Source organism: Peribacillus deserti (assembly GCF_016909175.1).
Lineage (GTDB): Bacteria > Bacillota > Bacilli > Bacillales > DSM-1321 > Paraperibacillus > Paraperibacillus deserti.
Genome location: NZ_JAFBFI010000015.1, coordinates 22914 through 48249 on the forward strand (window position 1 = coordinate 22914; position 25336 = coordinate 48249).

General features: G+C 39.1%; 21 protein-coding genes and 2 pseudogenes. 11 read left to right on the forward strand and 12 right to left on the reverse strand.

The features are described 5' to 3' along the window. Nucleotides 1–4 precede the first annotated feature (4 nt). A pseudogene (locus tag JOC77_RS15270) lies at nt 5–372 on the forward strand (tyrosine-type recombinase/integrase); the annotation flags it as partial. A gap of 201 nt (nt 373–573) precedes the next feature. Here the strand turns inward: JOC77_RS15270 and JOC77_RS15275 are convergent. Beyond that, nucleotides 574–1251 (reverse strand): LbetaH domain-containing protein, encoded by a 678-nt coding sequence (locus JOC77_RS15275; protein ID WP_239558793.1) that lies wholly within the window; start codon nt 1249–1251, stop codon nt 574–576. Nucleotides 1252–1740: 489 nt separating this feature from the next. Continuing rightward, nucleotides 1741–2448: a DNA alkylation repair protein gene (locus JOC77_RS15280; protein WP_204544670.1), complete on the reverse strand. Its 708-nt coding sequence runs from the start codon at nt 2446–2448 to the stop codon at nt 1741–1743. Between the two features lie 752 nt (nt 2449–3200). Here JOC77_RS15280 and JOC77_RS21875 point away from each other — a divergent pair. Then, a pseudogene (locus tag JOC77_RS21875) lies at nt 3201–3361 on the forward strand (GyrI-like domain-containing protein); the annotation flags it as partial. Between the two features lie 143 nt (nt 3362–3504). Here JOC77_RS21875 and JOC77_RS15285 read toward each other — a convergent pair. After that, nucleotides 3505–3738, reverse strand: a complete 234-nt coding sequence (locus tag JOC77_RS15285) for a hypothetical protein (RefSeq protein WP_204544671.1) — start codon at nt 3736–3738, stop codon at nt 3505–3507. A 212-nt stretch (nt 3739–3950) separates the two neighbouring features. Between JOC77_RS15285 and JOC77_RS15290 the strand changes: the two genes are divergently transcribed. The 5 genes from JOC77_RS15290 to phoU all read left to right on the forward strand — a co-directional run bounded on the left by JOC77_RS15290 (nt 3951) and on the right by phoU (nt 8345). Beyond that, nucleotides 3951–4922, forward strand: coding sequence for a PstS family phosphate ABC transporter substrate-binding protein (locus tag JOC77_RS15290; protein ID WP_204544672.1), 972 nt, complete (start codon nt 3951–3953; stop codon nt 4920–4922). A 111-nt stretch (nt 4923–5033) separates the two neighbouring features. After that, a complete protein-coding gene (gene pstC, locus JOC77_RS15295) occupies nt 5034–5939 on the forward strand; it encodes a phosphate ABC transporter permease subunit PstC (protein ID WP_377336155.1) in 906 nt (301 codons plus the stop codon). Beyond that, nucleotides 5940–6818 (forward strand): phosphate ABC transporter permease PstA, encoded by an 879-nt coding sequence (pstA, locus tag JOC77_RS15300; RefSeq protein WP_204544674.1) that lies wholly within the window; start codon nt 5940–5942, stop codon nt 6816–6818. Between the two features lie 31 nt (nt 6819–6849). Then, the gene (gene pstB / locus JOC77_RS15305) at nt 6850–7650 is read left to right on the forward strand and encodes a phosphate ABC transporter ATP-binding protein PstB (RefSeq protein WP_204544675.1); all 801 of its coding nucleotides are present in this window, start codon (nt 6850–6852) and stop codon (nt 7648–7650) included. Between the two features lie 35 nt (nt 7651–7685). Then, nucleotides 7686–8345: a phosphate signaling complex protein PhoU gene (gene phoU, locus JOC77_RS15310; RefSeq protein WP_204544677.1), complete on the forward strand. Its 660-nt coding sequence runs from the start codon at nt 7686–7688 to the stop codon at nt 8343–8345. Nucleotides 8346–8452: 107 nt separating this feature from the next. Here phoU and JOC77_RS15315 read toward each other — a convergent pair whose 3' ends face one another. From JOC77_RS15315 to JOC77_RS15330, 4 genes are all read right to left on the reverse strand, one after another. After that, nucleotides 8453–12088, reverse strand: a complete 3636-nt coding sequence (locus JOC77_RS15315; protein WP_204544679.1) for an outer membrane protein assembly factor BamB family protein — start codon at nt 12086–12088, stop codon at nt 8453–8455. A 72-nt stretch (nt 12089–12160) separates the two neighbouring features. Beyond that, the gene (locus tag JOC77_RS15320) at nt 12161–13243 is read right to left on the reverse strand and encodes a HupE/UreJ family protein (RefSeq protein ID WP_204544681.1); all 1083 of its coding nucleotides are present in this window, start codon (nt 13241–13243) and stop codon (nt 12161–12163) included. Between the two features lie 408 nt (nt 13244–13651). After that, nucleotides 13652–15256 carry a phosphodiester glycosidase family protein gene (locus JOC77_RS15325; protein ID WP_204544689.1) on the reverse strand — a complete coding sequence of 535 codons (1605 nt, stop codon included), beginning with the start codon at nt 15254–15256 and terminating at the stop codon, nt 13652–13654. A gap of 577 nt (nt 15257–15833) precedes the next feature. After that, nucleotides 15834–17414 (reverse strand): PhoX family protein, encoded by a 1581-nt coding sequence (locus JOC77_RS15330; protein WP_204544691.1) that lies wholly within the window; start codon nt 17412–17414, stop codon nt 15834–15836. 545 nt (nt 17415–17959) lie between these two features. On the opposite strand from JOC77_RS15330, the gene JOC77_RS15335 reads away from it, so the two are divergent. Next, entirely contained in the window at nt 17960–18178 is a 219-nt protein-coding gene (locus JOC77_RS15335) for a hypothetical protein (protein WP_204544692.1), read from the forward strand. A gap of 104 nt (nt 18179–18282) precedes the next feature. Here the strand turns inward: JOC77_RS15335 and JOC77_RS15340 are convergent, their stop codons facing one another. The 3 genes from JOC77_RS15340 to JOC77_RS15350 form a co-directional block, all read right to left on the reverse strand. Further along, entirely contained in the window at nt 18283–18723 is a 441-nt protein-coding gene (locus JOC77_RS15340) for an SRPBCC family protein (protein WP_204544693.1), read from the reverse strand. Between the two features lie 146 nt (nt 18724–18869). Further along, nucleotides 18870–19643 carry an alpha/beta hydrolase gene (locus JOC77_RS15345; protein WP_204544694.1) on the reverse strand — a complete coding sequence of 258 codons (774 nt, stop codon included), beginning with the start codon at nt 19641–19643 and terminating at the stop codon, nt 18870–18872. A gap of 173 nt (nt 19644–19816) precedes the next feature. Further along, nucleotides 19817–20185: a hypothetical protein gene (locus JOC77_RS15350; protein ID WP_239558794.1), complete on the reverse strand. Its 369-nt coding sequence runs from the start codon at nt 20183–20185 to the stop codon at nt 19817–19819. A gap of 562 nt (nt 20186–20747) precedes the next feature. On the opposite strand from JOC77_RS15350, the gene psiE reads away from it, so the two are divergent. Next, entirely contained in the window at nt 20748–21173 is a 426-nt protein-coding gene (gene psiE, locus JOC77_RS15355) for a phosphate-starvation-inducible protein PsiE (RefSeq protein ID WP_204544695.1), read from the forward strand. 323 nt (nt 21174–21496) lie between these two features. Here psiE and JOC77_RS15360 read toward each other — a convergent pair whose 3' ends face one another. Beyond that, entirely contained in the window at nt 21497–22357 is an 861-nt protein-coding gene (locus JOC77_RS15360) for a LysM peptidoglycan-binding domain-containing protein (RefSeq protein ID WP_204544701.1), read from the reverse strand. Nucleotides 22358–22589: 232 nt separating this feature from the next. Here JOC77_RS15360 and JOC77_RS15365 point away from each other — a divergent pair, with 232 nt between their 5' ends. Continuing rightward, entirely contained in the window at nt 22590–23075 is a 486-nt protein-coding gene (locus JOC77_RS15365; protein ID WP_204544703.1) for a DUF4362 domain-containing protein, read from the forward strand. A gap of 363 nt (nt 23076–23438) precedes the next feature. Here JOC77_RS15365 and JOC77_RS15370 read toward each other — a convergent pair whose 3' ends face one another. Further along, complete coding sequence (locus tag JOC77_RS15370; RefSeq protein WP_204544705.1) at nt 23439–24173, reverse strand: F0F1 ATP synthase subunit beta; 735 nt, start codon at nt 24171–24173, stop codon at nt 23439–23441. A 501-nt stretch (nt 24174–24674) separates the two neighbouring features. Here JOC77_RS15370 and JOC77_RS15375 point away from each other — a divergent pair. Further along, entirely contained in the window at nt 24675–25130 is a 456-nt protein-coding gene (locus tag JOC77_RS15375; RefSeq protein WP_239558796.1) for a hypothetical protein, read from the forward strand. Nucleotides 25131–25336: the final 206 nt, after the last annotated feature.

The following is a 25336-nucleotide window of genomic DNA, read 5'->3' on the forward strand; positions in this document are numbered from 1 at the left end:
GTCGATAGTTAGAGGAAAAGGAGATAAAGAACGCGAGGTTTATTTTAATACCCGAAGTGAAATTTGGTTAAAACGGTACCTAGATGAGCGGCAAGATCAGGATCCAGCACTTTTTGTAACGGAACGCTCTCCTCACAGAATGAGCACAGCTCAGATACGGTACATCATCAAAAGGATTTCTAAAAGAGCAGATATAAATAAAAATATACACCCGCACCAATTCAGACACAGTTATGCCACTGATTTATAAAATAACGGGGCTCCCCTGGAAGTTATCCAAACATTATTGGGACATAAAAAAGTGAAACAACCAGAATATATGCTCATCTAAGCGGGAAAATACGACAGGATTTCTATAAAAAATATTTTTAAAGAAAGGCTGTTTCTGTAGCCCTAATTAGAAAAACTAACGCACCCGTTACTTTAAGTACATTTATTCACAATCTCATGTGCTATGTACTTCAACAATTCTTCCCCGTAACAATAAAAAAGCTGCCTCGATGACAGCTTCGCATTTCTATTAAAGGTCTCTACAAAAAGCATTCGAACGAGCATCCATTTCACATTTTTATGTTAGTCATAGGCAATTCCACAGGAGCAACGATTTTTCCCAAATAACAACTGATAAGATGCGGGGAATTCCTGATTGACACGTTGAACTTCCCGTGCAAATCCCTTACTATCCTCTGGTACTGGTGAAAGTGCGTCTGCCTTCTCTTGAGAATCAATATTAGCTCCAGGTGGTACGAATCTATTGGGTGGAATTCGAACGCCATTTGTTACTACTGCATTATAAGATATAAACGAGCCTTTCTCGACAATTGCATTATAAACAATGGCATTAAAACCAACAAATACTTTGTCTGCGATATAACAAGGACCATGGACAAGGGCACCATGAGCGATGGTCACTTCATTTCCAATAAATATAGAATACCTTTTTCCCCAAACTGAAATCCTTTTATCTAATAAACCATGTAAAATTACTCCGTCCTGAATATTTGTATTAGAACCTATATAAAAAGGGGTTCCTTCATCCGCACGTATGCTTACATTAGGAGCTACATAAACATTGTTTCTAATGGTTACATCACCTATGACACTGGAAAACTGACTTACAAATGCTGTTTTGTCAATTTTAGGAAATCGTTGAACAGGATTAAATGAAGTTAAAGGGTTGGGACTAATGAATGGTTCAAAACAGTGAGAATGGTTATAAGAAGAGGAGTTTGATCCTTTTTTTTCTACCAAGTTATCACCTCCTTCACAATCTATTGGCATATACTTATTTTATGCAGTAGATTGCGTAAGGAGTGGACAATCATTAAATAAAAATGATGTTAGGCAGCGATCCGTATATATGCAGCAGAAATGCACCACAAAGGATAAAATTTATTAGTTTTTGTTCTTCCACTATCCTGCCCCGTTAGCTAAAGAAGAGTAATAAACCCACCAATAAAAACGATATGATTAACTAGATTAGTGAATAATCCCTATTTTAATTAAAACAAAAATTTATAGAGCAGACAAAAAGTCGAAAATTTACAATTTTAAAAAGTTACGATTAATACCTTTTGTTTTCCGCATTTGAACATATATAATTCTTCTTTCTTCAAATCACGCACCCGTTAAATTAGGAAGGTTTTTCATTAATAAGTAATTGATTAAGTTATGGATTTATGTAGGTCTCTAATAACGAGACCTGTTTCTTCTTTTACTTCTCTTCTTACCAAGCTAATTTTAACATCTTACATGTTTGCGTTTAAAACCAAGCTTCCCTCTACCTAGTTCTTTTTGAACACTTTCGTAAGCGTTTAGGAAACTGCTTTTTTTCTTGTCCCGTTTGACTTCTACTATACCTACTTCCTTTGCAGTCTCGAGTGCCTTTTCATGTAGTGGCAAATACGAAATCCCTACGGTATATAGAAAATTATTCATGGAGGACTTCGTTCGTTCCGGCGAATCATGAATGGAATTTTTCAGAATATCAAGCATTTTAGATATCTTGCTTTCGGAAAATTCATTGTCCAGGCGATTCCCTAAAAGCCAGCAGTAGCAACTCCAGCCCGCTGACATTCTCAGCTCGTCACCACTTGCAATCCATTTATCGGCAACGTCTTGTGCAATATCTGACTCTGATAAAGTTACCGCCACCACAAAATCGGACAGCATATAAAAATACGCTCCATCTATCCAACGAGCAAAATCCGACTCAGTCATGGCTTTTGGGTCTGCAATAATGCCTGCGAAGTACATTGCATCATAATTATGTGTGGCATAAAGCTCTTCAGCTAAACGTTGATTTATTTTTATTTTCTTGGCGATTGGTTTCATAGCACCTGTAGCCACGCCAAAAAGCGGCTCGCGGGCACCGTTGGATATGTACATTTTTTTAGTTCGTTCCTTACTAAGTGCTTCAAGCTCCTGCATAACTGTTTCAAAATCCATAGTCGTATACTTCCTTTCCGTTTAATTATAATCCACTAGTTTATACATCTTTATCAAGTCTTCTATTCTTCTCAATTTCACAACGTTTATATTCGTGCTAAATCTTGCCCCGTTAGTCGAATAAGAAACAAAACCTTCACATTTTGAATACCTAAGAAAAATATTACTGAACCTCAAATAATTAATGATAATGAAATTATGATTGCAAACACAGGGTAAAGAAGCATGTTTCCATTAAGTCCCTCTTCTTTGTTGATTCATTTTAGCACAAGTATATATCTCCTTCTGATAGTTATAGCAGCCAGACTTTTTCAACTAACTCACCCATCAGCAGTAAAAAAATGATTATCTATTTTTTCCTAACCATCTTAATTCTTCCTAACATTATTCAGCATACAATCTCAGATTCCTTCTTTACTCCAACTAACGCACCTGTTAATTCCAGAAGAATTAGAAAAGTGCTATCCTTCCTGGATCAATATTGTTCGGACCTTCAAATCCTGTGTTGTAAATAAAAAAGCCGTCTAAAAGACAGCTACGCTTTTCAACCAAATGTATTTTTTAAGCTAAATAGAAATGAGTCATGATCAAGACAAAATTGACACCTATCCTTGCAAACATCATAGCTGCACCATCCTATTCAGAATATCTTGCCAACTATCGTTACAGCCTAACTTTATCATAGGTTTATTGAGAAGATATTAAATTGATATAAATGTTTCCTTATATCCTTCCTTGTAAAAGGTGGATAAATCACGAGCACATGGAACCGCATCTTTACAGAGTGGTTTCCACAATCAGGCTTTGAACACGATGGAACATTGGAATTTGAACTGTAAGATGAAAGATGTTTGGGACAGAGACCAAAGAAATAGATTTATATTCCAGTGTAAAAAAACAGTTTCGTTTATGAAAAAATATTGAACTAACCTTGAATACTGGATCTCTCAAATATTCGTCCCTGCTTAATCAAAGTATAAGGATTAATTAATTGGTTATAAATAAATATACCCCTGTTTTCTTTAAGCCCTTTCTCATACGAGAAGGGTTTATTTCTTAATCCTCATCCCCAGTGACTTTAATGGACGGAGTATCATTGTAAATATACGTTGGTGGAAAGTCCTGTTTATCTTCGTCGTTTCCGTAAAATGCGTCTTGAATCTTTATATTGGCACTTTCCGCTTCATGCATGCCCTCTTTTGAAGCCCTTACTTTATTATCCTCCAGCTTGGCATTTAATTTAATGTTTGCCAGGACGGCCTCTTCATTATATAAGTTTTTATCAGTCATAAACATCCCTCTTTCTATACAAATTAATAATTTCAACCTGTTGAATACCAAATCAATTTGAGTACTTCCTTTTATTTTTCCAAAAGTGTTATAGCTATATACATTATGTAGACTTCTTTCCTGCTTTAACTTTTTAATAATAATAATGGAATTTATGAAAATACTATGAATGCATCTAATTTTCAGCTATACCCTACCAGGAGGAACTTCTGATGAAAAAAATTAAATTCGTTGTTTTATTACTACTACTTATCACTTCAATTGCCATTACATCAGCTTGTGGCAGAGGAAACAACAATGCTGGAGAACAAAATAATGGAAATGGCGGCGGAACTCAAGGGAATTTGGAAGGAAATATTAAAGTGGACGGCTCATCTACTGTATACCCGATCATGGAAGCTATTGTAGAAGATTACGGTACAAAGCAGCCAGGAGTAAAAATATCGGTGGGGTCATCAGGAACAGGAGGCGGATTTGAAGCATTTGGAGCAGGGGAAACACAACTGACCAATGCTTCGCGTCCAATTTCAAAGGAAGAACAGGCGACTCTCAAAAAGAATGGCATTGACTACACAGAATTCCGCTTAGCATTCGATGGAATTTCAGTAGTTGTCAATAAAGATAACGATTGGGTCGATAAATTAACAGTTGATGAATTAAGTAAAATGTGGCTTGAAAGCGGAACTGTTAAAAAATGGTCTGATATACGCAAAGGGTGGCCTGATGAGGAAATTAAATTCTATTCCCCAGGAACAGACTCAGGTACATTTGATTATTTCGACGAAGTCATTTTAAAGGAGAAACCTCTGGTCGAGGGGGCCACTCTTTCTGAAGATGACAATGTTCTTGTTCAAGGGGTTAAAGGCGATAAAAATGCGATCGGATACTTCGGTTTCGCCTATTATCTCGAAAATAAAGACGATCTCAAAGTGGTTCCTATCGATTCTGGAAAAGGTCCAGTTACCCCTTCACATGAAACAATTAAATCAGGTGAGTATTCGCCTTTGTCTCGTCCATTGTTTGTGTATGCCAGCAACTCAGCAGTGAAAAAACAAAAAGAAGTGTATGATTTTCTCCAATATACTCTTAAAAATTCAGGTGGATTATCTGAAGATGTAGGCTATGTGAGCCTGCCAGAAGAGGAATATCAAAAGGAATTAGATAAATTGAAAGCATTAAAGTAGGTCCATCAATTAAGTGGGAAGTGTTCAATCACTTCTCACTTATCTTATGGAACAAGGAGAGTTGTTAATGTGGCAGATGAACCATTAAAGAATCATTCAATACAGGATCTTATATCACAAAAATTTAAGAAGCGGCAGTCTGGCTTTTCTTTTGAGAGGATTGTTCCCATTCTTCTTTTTCTCACTGCGTTAATATCTGTTCTAACAACAATTGGCATAGTGCTTACACTTATTTTTGAAACGATTACTTTTTTTACTCGGGTGTCCATCGTTGAATTCCTCACAGCGAAAAGGTGGTTTCCATTTTCAGAGACTCATGGATCATATGGAATCCTGCCATTAGTATCGGGTACTTTAAAAGTAACAGGAATTGCCATCTTAGTTGCGGTTCCTATTGGCATTGCGTCTGCTGTTTATTTAAGTGAATATGCATCCGAAAAATCGCGTAGAATCATTAAACCGATCTTGGAAGTGCTGGCAGGAATCCCAACCATTGTTTATGGTTATTTCGCATTAACATTTGTAACTCCTATCCTTAGGAGCGTTATGCCTGGCCTGGAAATCTTTAACGCCTTAAGCCCGGGCATTGTTATTGGAATCATGATTATACCTATGATCGCTTCTCTCTCTGAGGATGCCATGTCTTCCGTGCCTAATTCCATTAGAGAAGGTGCACTTGGACTAGGATCAACAAAATTTGAATTGGCTCTAAAGATCGTCCTGCCTTCCGCTCTATCTGGGATTATCGCTTCCATTGTATTAGCAGTCTCCCGTGCTATAGGCGAAACCATGATCGTTACTGTTGCTGGAGGTTCAACCCCTACCCTTTCATGGGATGTTACAAGATCTATTCAAACCATGACGGCTTACATTGTACAAGTGAGCCAAGGGGATGTGGGATATGGGACAACTGTTTATTACAGTATTTATGCGGTGGGAATGACTCTGTTCCTCTTTACCCTGATCATGAATTTTATCGCTCAGTTTGTCTCCAGACGGTTCAGGGAGGAATACTAAATGAAATTAATCGACCACAGCAAAGTTTTAAATCATATGAAGCCCCGATTATCTTTTAATGTTTTTTTCCGTTTCTTATTTTTACTGGCTACTTTATTTGGATTGTTAGTGTTAGGAATTCTTCTGTATAGAATTATATCTGAGGGATTCCCTTATTTTGATCTCCATTTTTTCCAGAGCCTCCCTTCACGGCATCCGGAACAGGCCGGAGTATACACAGCTTTAATCGGTTCGATTTGGCTGATGGCAGTCGTGGCTCCTGTATCTTTAATTTTAGGGGTAGGAACCGCTATTTTTTTAGAAGAGTATGCAAAGAAAAATGCTATTACGACATTTATACAAATAAACATATCAAATTTAGCAGGAGTTCCATCCATCGTTTTCGGTCTTCTGGGACTAACAGTTTTTGTTCGTGCGTTAGCGTTAGGAAGCAGTGTTTTAGCGGCTGGTTTGACTATGAGCCTCCTTGTATTGCCGGTGATCATTGTGGCTTCTCAGGAAGCTATTCGTTCAGTACCTAAAGAGTTACGGCAAGCCTCTTATGGATTAGGAGCAACTAAATGGCAGACGATCCTTCGTGTCGTTCTTCCAGCAGCAATCCCAGGGATTTTGACTGGCGGTATCTTAGCCTTATCCAGAGCAATTGGTGAGACAGCTCCACTTGTAGTGCTTGGTCTGCCCTTATTTCTCGCCTTTCTGCCAAGAACAGTGTTCGATATCTTTACGGTTTTGCCTATGCAGATATTCAACTGGACGAGCCGCCCACAGGAAGAGTTTAGGGCTTTAGCTGCAGCAGGCATCATGGTCTTACTAATTTTACTGCTGCTCTTAAATACGATTGCTGTTCTCATCCGTAATAAATACCAAAGAAGATATTGAGGAAAAAACCTTTTGATAGGAGGGTTTAGCTATGAGTGAAACGCAGGCTCAAATGAGTATGAATGAAAATGACGGTAATAAACTGGTTTATAAAACGAATGGACTGAATTTATGGTATGGGGAAAACCATGCTTTAAAAGATATTCAGTTACATGTAGTGGAAAATGAAGTAACTGCCATTATCGGCCCATCGGGATGCGGGAAATCAACTTATATAAAAACGTTAAACCGGATGATTGAGTTAATACCAGGGGTTAAAACTACTGGAGAGATCTTATATCGCGGAAGAAATATCCTGGATAAAACGTATCCAGTTGAGGAGCTGCGTACAAAGGTAGGAATGGTATTCCAAAAGCCTAACCCTTTCCCTAAATCCATTTATGAAAACGTGGTATACGGACCAAGAATTCATGGTATACGTGATAAGAAAATACTTGATCAAATCGTTGAAAAAAGCCTAAGAGGAGCTGCAATCTGGGACGAAGTAAAAGACAGATTGCAAACAAATGCCTATGGACTTTCTGGTGGTCAGCAGCAGCGTCTATGCATTGCCCGCTGTATGGCAATCGAACCAGATGTAATTCTTATGGACGAGCCGACATCAGCGCTTGACCCTATTTCAACTCTTAAAGTGGAAGAATTGCTGCAGGAGCTAAAGAAGAATTTCAGTATTATCATTGTGACGCACAATATGCAGCAGGCAGCCCGTATTTCCGATAAAACCGCTTTCTTTCTAAATGGTGAAGTGATTGAATTTACAAAAACCAGCAAGATTTTCTCTAACCCCTCTGACAAAAGAACAGAAGATTATATAACTGGACGTTTTGGTTAAGTCATTTGCTTAATGAAGAGAAAGGAAGATGATACATGGCAATCCGGGAAAAGTTTGAAGTTGATCTAAAGGAACTTCAAAGAAAGCTTAAGGAGCTTGGGACATTTACTAATGATTCGCTGATCAGATCATTAAAAGCCCTGGAAACTAAAGATATTAATCTGGCTCTCGAAGTTATGGAAGAAGATACAAAAGCCAACATCTTAGAAGAAGAAATTAATGACTTTGCAATCTGGCTTATCGCACAACAGCAGCCAGTTTCAATCGATCTCCGCAGAATCATAGGGGTTATCAAAATAGCAACAGACGTGGAGAGAATTGCTGATTTTTCCGTTAATATTGCAAAGTCAACGATCCGCATTGGCAAAGAAGGGACAATAGGACCTGTGGAAAGCATCAGGAAGATGCATCAATTAACTTTAGAAATGCTGGAACTATCCTTAGCAGCCTTTATTGAAGAAGATGTGGAAAAAGCAAAGAAAGTAGCTGCCATGGATGACCAGGTGGATGAACTCTATGGCCAGACGATTCTGCAGTACCTGAAAAATCATGAAGGCTCTCCCGAATCATTAGCAGAAACCACTCAATTATCTTTTGTCTGCCGCTACCTGGAAAGAGCAGCAGACCATTGTACAAACATAGCAGAAAGTGCCTATTATCTGGTTAAAGGGAGACGTTATGATTTAAATAGCTGATAAACAGCAGCTGATCGTACATATAGATATTTATTTAAATAAAAAAAGCTTGCAGACTGTTTTTCTGCAAGCTAAAACTTTGCTTAAAAATGCGTTAATTCCATAAATCAGTTGGCTGCCTGTGTATCAAGGCTGCTTAACCGGGAGGCCCATTCAGCTACATTGGCAGCAGGATTGCTTCCCTCAGCTGGGTAGTCTGTAATATGGTACCAGCTGATTTTACGTTTTTCTCCAGCTTTCACACTTGCATCAAACGATGCGCCAAAGATATAACCAAAAGCGCTTAATCCAGCAGGCTTGTCTTTTGTCCAGGCAATCCCATGGGCCGGGCTGGAGATGGAAGTCTTAGGACCATCATAGATATAATTCCCTGTCCATCCTGTGGTCATGAAACCTGGATTCATTTTCGTGATTCCTGGTACAAGGGCTGTGTCGTCTGCACTATCTGGATCAAGCAGATACTGGAAATATCCTTTAAAATCTGTCAAACCGGTATTGTCCATTTCCAGTGTAAACTTTACCACCGGTGCATTCGGAAGTGCCCGATAAGTAACCGAAGTTTTGACGGCAGAATCTATTTGGGCTTGTCCCGAAGCATGGATAGCATCTCCCAAAACTTCAATATTTGGAAGAGACAGCCATTCTCCCTCACGATTCCACGGGCGTTTTGGATCATTCATTGTCGGCGAGAGGATCCATTCACTCCAATCAAGTGTTTCCATCGCATTGTTGTCCAGCAAGGCGATGTCGCCAAGCCATCCCGGCTGGAAAGTACCTGGTCCGTTGTTCTCTGCTATCTGCGAGGATACCGTAGCTTGGATTTGCTTATTCATCACATAATGAAAGATATTACCTGCAGAGACATCCAATCGCGGGCTGCCTGAATTAAAATCGGGTGCTTCCTGTGTTACACCTGAAATCGGTTCTGTAATCTCCTTTACTTGTAAAGAAACGTTCCGATCTTCTCCATTTTTAACTTCGACCGAAATCGGCTTCCCGCTTTGATAACCTCTGCGAATGGCAGTCAGTGTGTAATTACCAGGTTTTATCCCAAGAAGGTATTGCCCCTCAGCACCCGCAGTAGAGACCTGGCGGTTACCCTCAATATCTGTCGCAATAATCGAAGCACCGCCGATTGGTTTTCCTGTCACGTCATCTGTCACGAGCCCTGTCAGCCGCGGCCAGCGCTGAGCTGCTTTCCCGCCAGGTGTGAATCCATACAGATTCCCGTCAAGTGCACCAACCACCAGCGTATTTCCAGAAATGGCCGGGGAAGAAGCAACCCAAGCTCCTATTTCATGCTGCCATAAAGGCTGTCCAGTTACAATATCAAAGGCATAAAGATTCCCATCGTTCGAGCCGATAAAAACGGTTTCTCCACTAACTGCAGCTGAGGAGATAATCCCGCCTTTAGTGCGATAACCCCATTTCTTTTTTCCAGTGGCTGCATCGAATGCATTTACGTTTCCATCTGGGAAGCCCATATAAACTGCTCCATTTACAACAGCTGGTGAGGATCCTGTTGCACCTCCGTGAATATAGGATGAATCTGGGCTCTTGTAGCGCCATAGCTCTTTGCCCGTTGCAGAATCAAGTGCAACCAGCAATCCGCCTCCATATCCCATATAAACCCGTCCATCTGCGATAGCAGGCATGGAGTGCATCCATCCGCCGGCCGGTTTTTTCCTCCATAATTCTTTTCCTGTTGATGCGTCGAGAGAAATCAGCCAGCCTCCATCTCCTCCGACGTAAATCTTGCCGTCCTGTACAACAGGAGTGGACTCCACGATCCAGCCGCCTGCTAATGGAGCATTCCAGATTTCTTCCCCTGTGCGGGCATCAAGAGCCATCATGGCACCGCCTTTGCCAGTGCTATAGGCCTGGTAGACAATCCCATCCTTTACCGTTGGCGAATAGTACATCCAGGCTCTTTGCACTTGATCTTTCCCCACCGACTTTTCCCAAAGGATCTCTCCATTTTCTGTCTTCACTGCATAAAGTGTACCGCGAATAGACGAAGCATATACGATTCCGTCTGCTACAGCAGGTGATGCTTGTACCTGTGCATCCGCCTTAACTTCCCAGCGCTTGCTGCCTGTCTCAAGGTCGACCGCATGGATGGCATGATGCTCGCTGCCGCTCTCATCACGAGTTCCAATATAAACAGTGCCATTTGCAATTGCAGGTGAAGAGGTAAGAATTGTTCCAGGTGTGTGGTATGTCCAGCCAAGACGCAATCCAGCATCAAGTTTATCTTTTGCAGCTCCAGTGTGCTGCGCATCACCGTGGAACATCGGCCAGTCAGTACCTTTCTTTGGTGCAACTCGCTCCTCGCTGTCTACGATACTGAACGAGGAGTTTTTAACCCAAACCTTTCCACCGTCATCGGTAACTCTAACCTCAATCGCATGCTTGCCTTTTTCCGCTTTTGCAGCATTCCATTGATCAGACCACGCCATACCGCTGCTTTGGTTAAGTTTTCTCCACGGACCGCCGTCCATGCGGTATTCAACTTTTGTTACATTGCTTGATGTGTTATATGCGTTTACTAATATATCCATTTTCCCTTGCGGAACCTCGCTGCCAGGAGCCGGGTTTACGATGGCCGCACTTTGTTTTACATCATACATTTTATATTTTGCTTCCTGCCGGTCACCTTGGAATGTAACCATCCTGAAGCCATTTGGCATCTGGTCAATTGTATAAGCACTGGACACCGTGGTGACATGATTAGCTCCTGGAATGGTATCCGTTGCTACATCGTTAACATGCGTATGTCCGACCATTACTAAGCGCGTTTGATATTGCTTAAGAAGGTCAAGAAATTGCTTGGTGTTATCCGGTGTCGGAGTTTGTGGTGTATTCATGGGTCTGTGTACGAAAACAACCACTTCTTTATCCTTCGCATTTAGGGCGAGATCCTGCTTTAACCACTCTAATTGATCTGATTGGTCAAACCCTAGAGTATTTTCTAATGTAACGAAGTGGCGATTACCATAATCAAAGGAATACCACTCTGGTCCGAGATAATTCCGATATCGATCAATTCTCGTCTTATAATCAGAACCGGGAGCAAAATCATGGTTACCCACTGCCGGATATACCGGAAGGGTCGAAGTCGCAGTGCTTGCCATATAATCCTGATATTCCGAATTGTCTGCCCTGTTCGTTAAGTCTCCGCTAACAGCAATAAAGGCAGGGTTTCCTGTTGCTTCATTAATTTGCGCCAATTGATCTGTAAATCGCTCTCGGTTATTGGCCGTTCCTGCTTGAACGTGCACATCGGCGATATTGGCAAAGCTAAAGTTCGGGTTGCTGCTATCTGGTGTATGTATAAGACCAAAGTTTTGTTCCTTTGTTTCCCCAGCCTGCATACTGCCAAGCTGTTTATAAAACTGAGGAGTTTTGTTTTCATCAGTTGGAACACTATACCCGCTTGGTACTGTGGCAAAAATAATATCTTCCTGGCGTCTGTCTGTATCGATTATTAAAGAATACTTTCCTTGCGAGTCTGTAACGACTATATTTTTACCGTCAGACACAGAAACATGAGGAATCCCCTGTTCATTCCCATCTCGAGTGCCATTACCGTTTTTGTCGGCGAAGACGGTGCCCTTAATTGTTGCCATGGGATTATCTGCTATTACTGGTTTAACTACAGCAGCAAGAGCCAGACTGCACATCGCAGCCGCAGCCACTGGTTTGAGCTTTTGTTTAACACTTTTGCTTTTTAATGGCTTCATCCATTTCTCCTCCTTGTTTTTTTCTATGGTTAATTAGCTTTAGGTAATGCTGAATCACCTCCTTATTTTGATTCATGCGAGAAAGCGCTGAAAGTACCAAACTATTCCCATCCCGAATATCCCTGCGGTTACGGCTCCACGGACTAAAGTAGACCAGTTGAACCGGCCCATATAATAAAGCAAAGGAAACATAAGAAGGATAATTAACGCTTGGCCCCCTTCTACGCCGATATTGAATGAAAAGATGGACAAAAGAGATCGCCATGTTACATTGGCAGACAGCTGCAAGGCGCCGGCAAAGCCCACTCCGTGAATCAACCCGAATCCAAAGACAACCGCGAGCCTATATTTAGATGAAAATCCAAAATAGTTTTCTACTGCTACAAATGCAATGCTTAATGCAATAAGCGGTTCGACAATCTCGCCAGGAAAATGAACTAGCTTCAATGCTGTCAGGCCAAGAGTTATACTGTGAGCTATAGTGAAAACAGAAATAACCTTTATTACATCGGAAATACGGCGGGTTCCCAATACTAAAGCGATGACAAACAGAATGTGGTCATAACCAATCATGATATGGTGGAAACCAAGTTCAACAAACCGGATTATTTGGCCATAAATAGTTTCCTTTCCGATGTTAAGTTCCTGATCCCCTGCATTGAAAATAAATTGGCCTTGCTTGTTGTTTATGTCATAAGAAACGATATTTCGATGCAAGGGGTCATTGTCATCAAAAAAAATACTATATTGTATTTGCAATGATGATTTAAGGGCTGATTCTGGGAATTCCATCGTGATTTTTGCATAATCTCGGCTAACTTTCCGTACGATGTCTGTCTCAATTATTTTCCCTTCGGTTTTTGCTCCGTTTGTGAACACCCCGAGATGGGAGGAAAGATAAGCTTCTAAGTTACGAATGTTCTTTTCTAGCGACATTTCCAACTCAGCCTCAGAAGCGCCTGGTTTGACCCCAAAATCAATCAGCCTCCCCAGTTCAAAATAATCAATCTGCAGCTCGACTAGCAGCTTGTCCTTAACACTCTTTATTTTGGAGTACCCTTCACTATTATCCGTGTGGGCTGATACGTTACTTGTAGAAAGCATTAACGTAATAAAATATAAGAATGCTACAGACCAAATTAAAACTTTTTTCATATTTTTTTAACCCCTTTAAGCAAGGATTTAAATTTAATCTCTGTAAAAAAAATCCTTTATTTTTCTTACTTATTTAAATATAGATATTTGAGATTAATAAAATTTTAAGTACTGATAGATTTTTTATTAAAAGATAGTAAAAAAAAATGTTTAATTAATCCTATAAAACTTAACATTAGTTTTTATAATTGTAGTAATAGAGAACTAGTATAGAGTTTTTGCACGGAAAGCCATTAGGGTCTGAAAAATAGAAAAAAGCTTGCAGAAAAGGATTTCTGCAAGCTTTTTTACTAACCATGCACCTCAATTTAGTGCTTACTGCCTATGTTTTTTCTCGGTGGCGGGCTCTTATATTCGGCGAGTTGTTTATCAATCTCATCATATCTGGCTTTGCTAATCTTAAATCTTTTATCTAGGTAAAAGGAGAATAGCATCAGCAAGCTCACGTTCTCCGGTCAAATCCGAGGGCCTTGTTACTAATTCCCGGCCAGTTGTCATTCCGGTTGAACCACCGCCGTCCAGATTCATGGCATTTGCTGCACCAAGTGACTTCATGATGGCTGCACTCTCTTCAAAGTTAGCACCCACACTAAACCCAGGAGCACGCCCGTTGACTGTCACAAAAATCAAATTGCCATTTTCTTTAATTCCCATCAGAGTTCTTGGGTTTCGCCGTTCACCGAAACGATAATAAAACTCCGGATTTTCCTCCCAATGAAAGCCCTCTTCCACGGCATTTACCGATATCTTGCCGTCTTTGACCAATCGAGGTCCTCCGTTGATCAGGTTGGATGTTTTCTTTAACAAAAGAGGCTTTCCATCCGCTGTAAGCTTACTGGAAACAGCAAGCTTCTTACCCAGCCTGGCATGATCAAGAATCCACTGGGCGGCCTCATTGGTACCTGCGAGCACCATACCATCCACAGGTATAGTTCCTCCCCGGACAGTCCTAACCTGGGTAACCTTACCGGATTTGTTTAAGACTGCTTCCACTCCTTCACCAGATTCCGTTTTGTTACCAAATTCCGGAGTGAACGCAATAAGCTCGCTTGAATCTCTGCAAGTATAGTCATGTTTTGGTTCTTCCGTTGGACTATCCCCGCCGGTTCCACCGCAGCCCCGGATTAAGCCGGGCTTTCGATTGAAACCATCAACTTCTCGGATTGAACCATCAAACGAAACTGCCTGATGATTTGACGAGACAGATGCAATGTCTGCTTTACTTCCATCAGAAGAAAAGATAAAACTGGAACGCCCATTTACCGCCTCACTCAGCAGCCTTCCCCCTATGACAGAGATGCCTGCTAAGTCTCCTGGTGTTCCGTCATTGTCTCCAACTACAAAGTAACCTCCGTTTATCCCAGCAATTGCATGATTGCGGGACGCGATGGAAGTCAGTTTCTCTTTGCCTGGAATCACATCACTTCCTAATTCCGGAACCATACTTCCCTTATAATTTTTCGGGTTCACTTCCAGAACATTCACAACCCATGGACCAGAAGTCATTTGGCCATCTTCACCGCTAAAAACCACTCTAAGTCCTGTATATCCCTGGGAAGTCAATTTCTGCTGTAAATCTTTTGCTTCTTGTTCAGTCATAAATTTTCCGACTCTTACAAGAAATCCGAGTTCCCCTTTTTCTTTGTCATCTGCAGCACGTTTTGATATCCGGTCAACAAAAGGATGATAACCTACATTTGACAATTGTATTGAAAGAGAATTTGCCTCATCCTCTGTTTCTACAAAATCGACATCTACCGTAAAAAAGTCATTTTGAGAAGGTTCACCTCGAACAATTTTTGTATAAGTTACGCCTTTAGCCAGCGTGCTTGTATGCCTGGTTTCATTTAAATAAGAATATCCAAGCGGTAAAGGCCTATGATCGATCTCTTTTAGTTTATGCTGCGCAGCTTCAGCCTTATTTTCAGTAACATGTATAGAGGTCAGCCCTGATACTGCCAAACTAAAAGCTGTTATTACTGGTAATAGTACTTTATGTACGGATTGCTTCAAATCCTTTTCCTCCCGTTCATTCATAATTGACTTGCTGCCTGTATTGGTAAAAAGCACTTTATAATAAATTATAGGGCAAGAATATTAAGGTTAAGTAAATGAACGGTTTCAAAATTATTTAAAATTAGTAAATGTACTAAAAGATGGGTTATTTAATTTTCCCCTGCTAAGTTAGTCCCTATAAAAAACACCTCCATGAATCATCAACTATGATTCTGTTCTGGAGGTCCTTTTCCTTATCACACATAAATTGCGCTGTCCGTCATGATCTAAGTTGTTGTTACTTGAATGTTTTTTACATTCCCTCTTAGATTAGGGGAAGTGCTCTATTTCCAGCCTTAACTTTGTGAAAATATTTCCTCTCATATTCAATTTATAAGAGCTTCAGGATTTCCCGCACTTTGATGCAGCATGATCAGTTACTGTGTTTATATTGGGAACAGCTGGTCCATGAAATTTGGCATTTGAGTAATGAAAAACAAGTCGTTAGGTTCCCTGTCTTGAAAAGAACCGCAACACATAATATAGCATTGCGGTTTTGCTCTTCTAATAAAAGATCAAACGACATCGAAGGAATTTATTGTCTTGTAATAGCTACTACGGATGGTCTTGGTATATCGCCAAAAGGCCACCGGCTGGTCGGATTATTAACATCCTCACTCTCTTCTCCTGGATGCTGAACGGACATGAAAAGTGTCTCTCCGTCAGGAGCCAGCCATGTCCCGGTTAATTCCGCCTGAACGGGTGCTGAAGCAAATTGCATGGCTTTTCCACGATTAGATCCTTCTGTTGGAATCATATATAAGCCGTTGTTCCCGAAAAATTTATAAGCTCCTTGATTGGTCTTATCAGAAGAGATATCAGTACAAACCCATAAATTCCCTGTTTGGTCAAACATCAAATTATCGGGACAGGCAAAACCACTTTGCGGACCTCCAGATATAAAAATTTCATATCCAAATGAGGTACTTTCATGGTCATTGTTTTCCTCCACAAGGCGGTATATTTGTCCGTAATAGTTTCCATGCTTTGTATTATTTGTGAAAGCAATAAATACCGATCCGTCCCGGGGATGAATTTCAACATCCTCTGGCCGGTCTAGAGGGGTTCCGCCTGCTAGTTTTGCCGCATCACGCGTGTTGACCAGCACCTCCCCCTGGGTTTTGTACTTATCTCTTAATTTAGGAGTTTTATTAAGGTCAAGAGCAACCCACTTAGTTGCCCCCATATCTGCCACATATAGAGTGCCTTTTTCAAGAAGGCTGCTATTCTGTTTCCCTAGCTCCGGTCTATAAACGTCATCGCTTACAAATTTGTAAACACACTGGTCATTGGCATCATCACCGCTATAAACAACAACCCTGCCCGTTTTACCAAGTGTCATCACCGCATTCTCGTGTGCGAACCGGCCTAGCATTGAATGTTTCTTAGGTGTCGATTTAGGATCAGAAGGGTCGATTTCAACCACCCATCCGTAATGAGCAGGGTTCAATGCGGACACTCCCGGAGTTTCTGACCAGTCCTCTACTATTCCTTCATAATTCTCTTCTCCTGAAAATGCCGTATTCCAAAGTGTTTTTCCACCTGAACAGTTAGCAAATGTACCTATAACCTGTGTAACACCGCCCACTGCTGCATCGCCTTTTGCTGGACCAGTTAGATTGATCGGTGTATTTGCCGTAATTCTTCTATTATATGGAGAGCCTTTTACAATCGTCCATTTTCCATCTGTCCCTTTTCGGATATGTATGACGGATCCGCCAAGGTTATATTTTTCCACAGCAATTTGCTCCGGTGTCCTTTTAGGTCCTCCAGGTTCTTCCTTATATCCAGTTACGAAGATACTCATATTTCCGATGTACTCATGGTTGACCCACAGGAGTCCCTCATTGGGGTTGCTTCCAAAATAACAGGTAAAGTCATTATTAAATCCAAATTTTTCACCATTGCCTAAATCCTGTCCCCAAGTCGCCACAATGTCATACTTGTATCCTCTTGGAAGAATAAGCTGATCCTGAGTTGAATGTCTGATTGGACGAAACTGTGAGAACCTGGTCCCGTAAGGCTCCCTGAAATTAAATTCCAGCGGAACGGAGGGATATTGTGGATTCCTATTTCCTGCATGTTGTTGAGAGTAAGTATCATTATAATTTGTCAAATCAAAACACCTCTTTCCATGTGCAAGTTAAACAATAATCCATTTCATGTATATGCAAACGAAAAAGGAGTTAATCTTCATTCATTAGCTTACATCCAAATATTCATATGAAGTAATATGAAAGCAATTCATCGTCTACTAGCCATATGTCTGCTTATTTAAACAGAAAAAAAAGCTGATCTGCTGCTTTGGCCACCATATTGCATTAAATTCCTTTTGTTTCATTAAACAAAAAAGAACCGCCATTGACGATTCCTTTGTACTACCCACTTGTAAGTACACCTTGAAAACATTTCCCTTTAATACGAAAAAGGCTGTCTTATAAATGAATTTTCTTTTTTAGTACATCTTCAAATTCATGCAATAATCACCCTAAAGCCTTTTTCTTAAGAGCGATAAACACTTTCACGAGTCTCAGCATCCATTTTTTTCAGGATCATATTGGTATATTGGTCTAAATCTAACTGAACACATATATCTTATAGGAAGGATAAAATGTGAGCATTTTTTAATATCCCATACTATATGAAATAGGTGAAACCTCTATGTTTGTAGTTAATTTTTATGAAAACAAAAATCTTTTATTAAGTCAGCTGCTTAATCGTCTTCCAGCCGTTGGTGAAGATTTAAAAATCAAAGGCCGTAAAGGAAAAGTCTCAAGTGTAAATTCTATTGATGAAAAAAAATTTCACGTGCAGGTTACCTTAGAAAACGTTAATAAGAATAAGCTTGTCAGCGGTCAGTCAAATAAAAAGAAAAGGTAAAGAATATATATATGTTTTCTACGGGATTAGTAGAGTTCAAGAGATTCATAACCTTCTCATGTCTAAAAGAGCCAATATTCTCTTTTAGACATGTAGTTATTTTACTAGTGAATTAATGAGGCTCTCAAAGTATTAGCTCCATTTTCTAAATAACCCTTTAAACAAGTTAGCATATATACCCAGCCTTCTTTTTGTCCTAGCATTTTGTTTACTATTTCGGGGTCATCTTCTTTCAAACCTGATTCGTTTACTTCAATAATAGCAGCCGTTTTATCCAGCTCTTTTAATGTAATTGTTACAACCGTTTCTTGACTGCTTCCTCCCCAGGAGAAAACGATTTTCTTATTTTCCACGACTTCTAGTACTTTGATAATCCCTTCTGCATCGTATTCATCATATCTCCAAGTAATCGTCTTGCCTTGTTCCACTCTTCCAGTTCCCGATGAAAACCAATAATTAGACATTTTTTCAGGGTCTACTATGGCTTCAAACACCTCATTAGCTGGCTTCATTATTTTTAATTTCGTAGTTATTCCTGTATCCATACTATCCACTCTCTTTCGATATATGTAATCATACTTCTATTTTAACGCTGCTTTTAAAAATATCTTAAAAATGGTTATTGGCTGCAAGCTAACTGCCCATGGAGCCTGCCAAAACTTCTGCCGCTGCAGCCGTTATGCTTATCAAATTATTGATTCTTTAATGGAAGCCAGGCTAATACATCTTGTATCGTTTTATCCCAATAGCCCCACTCATGATCACCTGGCCCAAAATCCGCAGTTAAATTGTAATTCGTCTTATCACACAACTCTTTGAAGCGAATGTTGTCTTCATATAAAAAGTCCTCTGTTCCACAGCACTGATATAATAAGGGCTTTAATTCATTCTCATGTGTTTTTTCTATAAGGGAAAATAAGTCATGTTCGGTTCCAGCGATATCCTCATCTCCAAAAATTAAACGGAAAACTTCTTCTCTGCCTGATTTATTGACGTGGCTGACGATATCGGTTACTCCTGATAAGCTTGCAGCCGCACAGATTTGTTCAGGACGGTTTAAAGCCCATTTCAATGCTCCATATCCCCCCATGGAAAGTCCCGCCACAAAATTGTCCTCTCTTTCATGAGATAATGGGAAAAACGACCTTGCAATGGAGGGAAGTTCTTCAGTTAAGAAAGTCCAGTACTTATTGCCGTACTTCATATCTGTATAAAAACTATGATGGACCTGCGGCATAACAACCGCTAATCCAAGTGGTGCAGCATATCGCTCAATCGCTGTTCTTCGTGTCCAAATGGTGTCATCATCACTAAAGCCATGGAGCAGATAAAGTGTCTGATGCTTTTCACCAGCCATTTTATTTTGCTTACCCACTTGTGTGGTGGTTTGCTGGGGGAGAATGACTGTCATAGAAGTGCTTAAATGTAAAACCTCTGAATAAAAATCACAACGAAGTAATGCCAACGTGACCATCCTTTTCTATTTTTCTAAAATAGTGTCTGTTAATTCTGACCATAATTTAAGCATTAGGACTGATTCTGGTATAGGTATTATTCTATATGGGGTACCCTATTCCTCTATTTTTTCATTCTGTTCCTAATATACTAAACAATTATTTGTTTTTAGCTTTCTAAGTTTTAAAGGGACGTTTTCTTTTTGGATATTCCTGTAATCACAAAACATGTAATCCACGCTGCTGCTGTCACAATGATAGCGAAAAATAATCCGATAGCTTCCATAAAAGTATCTTCACCTGGGTAAGAAGGCTTTAGGTTCATTAACCAATAAAGAAAGAACAAGGCCAAAAGAATAAAAAAACTGCTCCCGACTGCTCCCATCTTCAAACGATTTCTAGTGGTTCCCTCCCATGTTTTAGTTACTATCATCCATAAAAAAACACTTAGAATGACAGCAAGGAACATCACCAGGATATGAAGATAGGGGATCATGAAGAACATACAAATATATAGAACAAGACCTGTTGAAAAAAATAAAACTGCATTCATTGCGAACAAAAACACTCCTGAAAACCATTGATTTTGAAACCAATCTGCATTTCTTAAATAATGAACTGCTTAATATTGTCTATAAATTGACCCTTAAAGAGCACTACAAGGATTACTCCAAGAAGTCCGATTAATAAAAGTATTGACACCGCTCACCCTCCCCCAAAATTTTAGGCACTCATTTTTCTTTGAAAATTCCCTTTTCCCATATCCCTGATCCATCAAATTGCTTACCCCCACACAGTACTATTTTTTCTACTTCCTATTCAATATGACAGTCGATAATCCCTTCTTTACTGCTTGGCTTCTTGCTTCTTACCTTCGGGTTTATATATATTTCAATTAATTGGATAATCTATAGAAATAAAGGAAGAATGAAGAGGGTGTAAGAGTTAGATTGAAGTTTCTTTTATTAATTTCTTATAAAAATTTGGAAGCCTCCCAGTCGAATATGATTTAAGAATATTAAGATAAACAGCACTCTCCATTTACAATACATTCATAAATCAATGTTAGTATAAAGGTCAAAAGAATACTTTTCTTATTATGGAGGGTAAAAAGAATGCGGGAAATAAATAAACCCAGGTTTAAAGAACTCACTATTGCAGGGATTCTTCAATTCGCCTTAAATACCGCCTTAATTTTGCTTGCCATTACTTTATGCGTTTTATTAGCAAAAGAAATCTTCTACTTCTTTCGGCTTGCATTCTTTAATCAAGAACTAAAAATTCACTATGAACTGCTTGAACGAATCTTAATTTTCTTTCTGTATTTTGAATTTATTGCAATGATTATTAAGTTTTTTAAAGAGGACTACCACTTTCCTATTCGCTATTTTCTTTATATCGGCATTACCGCGATGATACGCCTGATCATTGTTTATCATAAAAACCCGGTACATACCCTTTTGTACACGTGCTCCATTTTAGTATTGATCATCAGTTTTTATATAATGAATTCGTCTACTGCAAGAAAAGGAAAATTGTAATATAAAAAAATATACACCAACGTCAAAAAAGAGCTCCTTTCGGTTAGCTCTTTTTTATAGCTTCAATTTGGTATTAAAGCCCTCTTCGTACCTTTAACAATTAAAATCCCCTTTTATATTTGGGAACAGCATGATTATATCCCTTTTTTAATAACACACCCATTCACCATATAAAAATAAAGGTTGTCACTATTACTAATTCCTGATTCTTAATTTTTCCTGAAGCCTGTTTCAGCAACAGTTTACCTCCCGTATTATTAAGCCCAATATACAAAAAAACTCCCTCTACAAAAAGGAGTTTAAATGACTATATTTATACGATTTTATTTTTTAAATTTTAGTACCTGTCCAACATAAATACTATCGCTTTTAAGGTTGTTTAATTTCTTTAATTCAGCAACCGATAATCTGGCTGTTTTACTGATGCTGTATAATGTATCGCCCTTTTTAACCTTGTAAGAAGCAGGTGTTGCTGCAGGATTTGAAGTTACAGGAACCTTAAGTTTTTGTCCTATTTTAAGAGAGCTGCTCTTTAAATGATTGAGCTTCTTAAGGGCATCAACAGAAGTTTTATATTTGATGGCGATTCTATACAGATTGTCGCCTTTTTTCACTGTATAAGTAACAGTTCTGATGGTGTCCTGTTGTTCCCCATCTAATAGGTAAAGCATGTCATTACTAAATGTAATTTTGTATTTAGCCTTGTAAGAAGCTGCTGCTTTCTTAAATAGAGCATCTTGAGAATCAACAAACTTAGTCATACTATTATAGGATTTATCATAATCAGCTTTTGACAGATCACCATTCATATAATCAATCGTGTCAATTTCAAAATTATACATCTCAACCAGGCTGTTATAAATGAATTCATCAAGATTCTGGATTTCAGCGTTGTATTTAGCAAATTTTGCATCATCGTCCAAAGCGCTGCTGAAATAAGTCATATATTGATCATGAATTTTAATAGCCTGAGATTCACTCTTTGCTCCGTCTAATTGTTTAGTATAGCCTTCTACCGTACGGAAAATCTTAGCATAATGTGCAGCAAATGTGTTTAATTCAGTTTGGTATGGGGACACCTGAGCAGCAGAAGCTGTGGTTATTTCGGAAAGTACGGCTCCTACACCTGAAAAAAGCAGTGACGTGGCAAGAAAAGAAGCGGCAAGTCCTTTTTTTGATATCATCGTATGTCTAGATTCTCCTTAACTGTTTATATTTATTTAATTTGGAATGATATTCCTTGTTTCGAATATATCACACAGATTAAACTCTAAAATACTGGTAAAATATTCTTTTAATCATTCTAGTAAATTACTTACATTGCTGTAAAAAAATGATTCTCCTATTATATAATTAAATAAGTCTTGTGGAAAATAAAGGAATATCAGACTTCTACTTACAGAAGGGAAACTTTCTATGAAAAAAAGACCATTAACTGTGATATTCAGTTTACTAATAGCAGGGTGTTCAGAACAAACCGAACTGGCAGCCGGAGATGTAGTTGACGCCCACTCCCGCTTCGAAAACATTGAAGTACTCGACCAGTTCGTATCAAATGTTCAAAATAAGAAAAAAGATAACGTTCGGTTTGTCCGCTATACGAATGAAGGAGATCCAATTTTTTATGATTTGAGATTCAATGGGGAAAAAATAGAGCTTGAAATCGATTCTACAGAGGACCAGTTTGGAAGCGGAACCATCGAAAAGAGCATCTGTGAAAAGGTTGAACGAGTAGAGGGAAATGCCAAAATCGAATATTCTCTTAACGGGTGCGAAGGGGATATGAAATCAGCGGAGCTATTAAGAATTGAGTATAACGTAAGCGATCAGGACCGATTTGACTTCCGCCTGAATACGGTAAAAACCTGGAGAATGAAATTAACACGGCCGATACAAAACTAATCGTTAGAAACGAAGAAAATGACGTCACAGCGGCATCAAGTGATTTTAGTTTCACTGAAGGCGAAATGACGGTTATTTTTAAGAATATGGTGCTATCCAACTATCTAGATGAAAAAAATTTGAAGCGTTCTTGCGGCTCTCCCAAAAAACAGTTTGACTTAACAGTGTGGATTAATGATGTCGAGCAAGTGTATAAATGGGATGAGTATGACCTAAGTACAGATGGTAAACAAATGACCTCCCTGGCGAAAAAAATAATTAATATTACAAGGAACACTGAAAATTATAAGTTACTCGTTCCTTAAGTAAAAAAAAGGGCTGCAGCAGCAGCCTTTTTCGTTACCTTGTACAGGAATGATTATTTTACAGACTGCCTATATAAGTTAATGCCTCTATATCTTCCTTATCCGTTTCTCCATTAAGTATTTTCTGAACATCTGTTAAAGTGTTCTGAAGGTTAACAGATTCTCCTTTTTTACCTGTAAAGGGTTCTGCCACATAAAACGGCTGGGTAAGATATGCTTCCAGCCGTTCTCCCCGGTTAAAAGTCTCTATATCAGAAGCAGGAATGCTATTTAAGCCCCTTTCGTTAACGGTTGAACACAGCTCTCTATATCGTATTAACAATTTACGGGCTCTTTGCTGTATGGAAATATGATTTTGTCCGAGGTTAGCGTTTATCAATAAAGCAGATGTCGAATGGATCGGGTTAACGGCTGGATATTGATGGCGTGCTGAGAGGTATGGATCAAACTTCCATACTGTTTCAAGCGGGCCAAAAGGGAGCTCTTTACCGACTGATTCACCCTTTAGATCAAGAAGGAATGTTATGATAGACTGCACTTTAGAATGTTGCAGCTGCTTTTGAAGTTCATAAATGCCGCCATTAAGTAAACTTGAACGATCTGCTGTGAAGATAACATGACGATTTTCTCCCAATGCGGTTATTTGTTGATTTACTTGTTCAATCGACTCAACAACTGCATCTACATTATCCGTAATATCATTTATTTCCGGATGCTCCCCTTCAGGCTTTGACAGTATAATTTGATAGCCTTCTTTGTTCAACCTATAGAAAAATTCTACAAGCTGCTCCATTCCCGGTCCTGCTGCTAAACCAACGGTCCCCCCCTTGCCTATTGGTGCAAACAAATCTAACGTTTTATTTTGGTTTCAATCACTTCTCCCGTTTCCCCTCACTAATCTCATCAAACTGCATTGCGCTTATAATCCGAGTGCCGTTAATATACGCGATTTGTACGGCCAACCGAGATCTACCAGTAAATAACTTGAACTGCAGCCAGATGTAAACTTGCTTTTTAGCTGCAATTATAAGATTCCTTTTTCCAATTATTTCTCCTTCCTTACTTTAAAAAGTAATACAATTTATTTTAAAAAGAAATAAATTTTTACTCTTAAGAGTAAATTATTTACTCTACTATGTTTTTTCCTAGAGTAATATCACTATAAAACTAAGCGATCAATCTAGATGAATAAAAAAACTGCATTAGCAGCAGTTATTATCTCAACGCACCAGCATAAACTTGGCTGCTTAATCATAATTTTTAAGATGAGAATATGAAAAAAGGAGAGGATTTTTTGTATCAGCAATCTTATTATCGAGTTAACAGTTGGAAACAGGTTTTACTCTTGTTACAGCAAAGTCTATATGCTGAAGAAATGGTTTGTGCTATGACCAGTGAGCTTTTCCATATTCCAAAAACCAAAGATTTAAAAGGAAATAGTGAAATGCATAATCATCTTGTCCCTGCTTCCTACCATCGCGTTACCGCAGTAGGCTCAGCCCAAAGGCTTAAAAATGGCGAGCAGCAGCGGTCCATTGTAGACACTTTAGTAACTTGCTTAATAAATGCTGAAAACCAGGATAAAAAAGTACGTCAAGGACTGCAAGTGATGGAGGAAAATATAAGCCCAGAATTTAAAACATTTATTAGCGTTTCTATCAAGTGGCAGGAACAGGCAGAATCTTATTTAAGGCAGGCAAAAGAATCTTTAATTGCTATGGGAATTTCATTTGCAGCTGGAAACCAATAATAAAGAGAAAAAATATGATTGATAAGGTATATGATTAAGTTGGTTCTGGCTGCCAACCTTTTTCTAGAATATTTCCGCAACTATGTAAATTTAGGCCGTCCACCTCTCGCGAGCGCTGCCCCTATACCATTCAACAAAAAGTACAGAGCTCCTTGTCGAAGTCTGGCACTTGTTTGTTCCATTAAGATCGCATATTTTTTTTACCG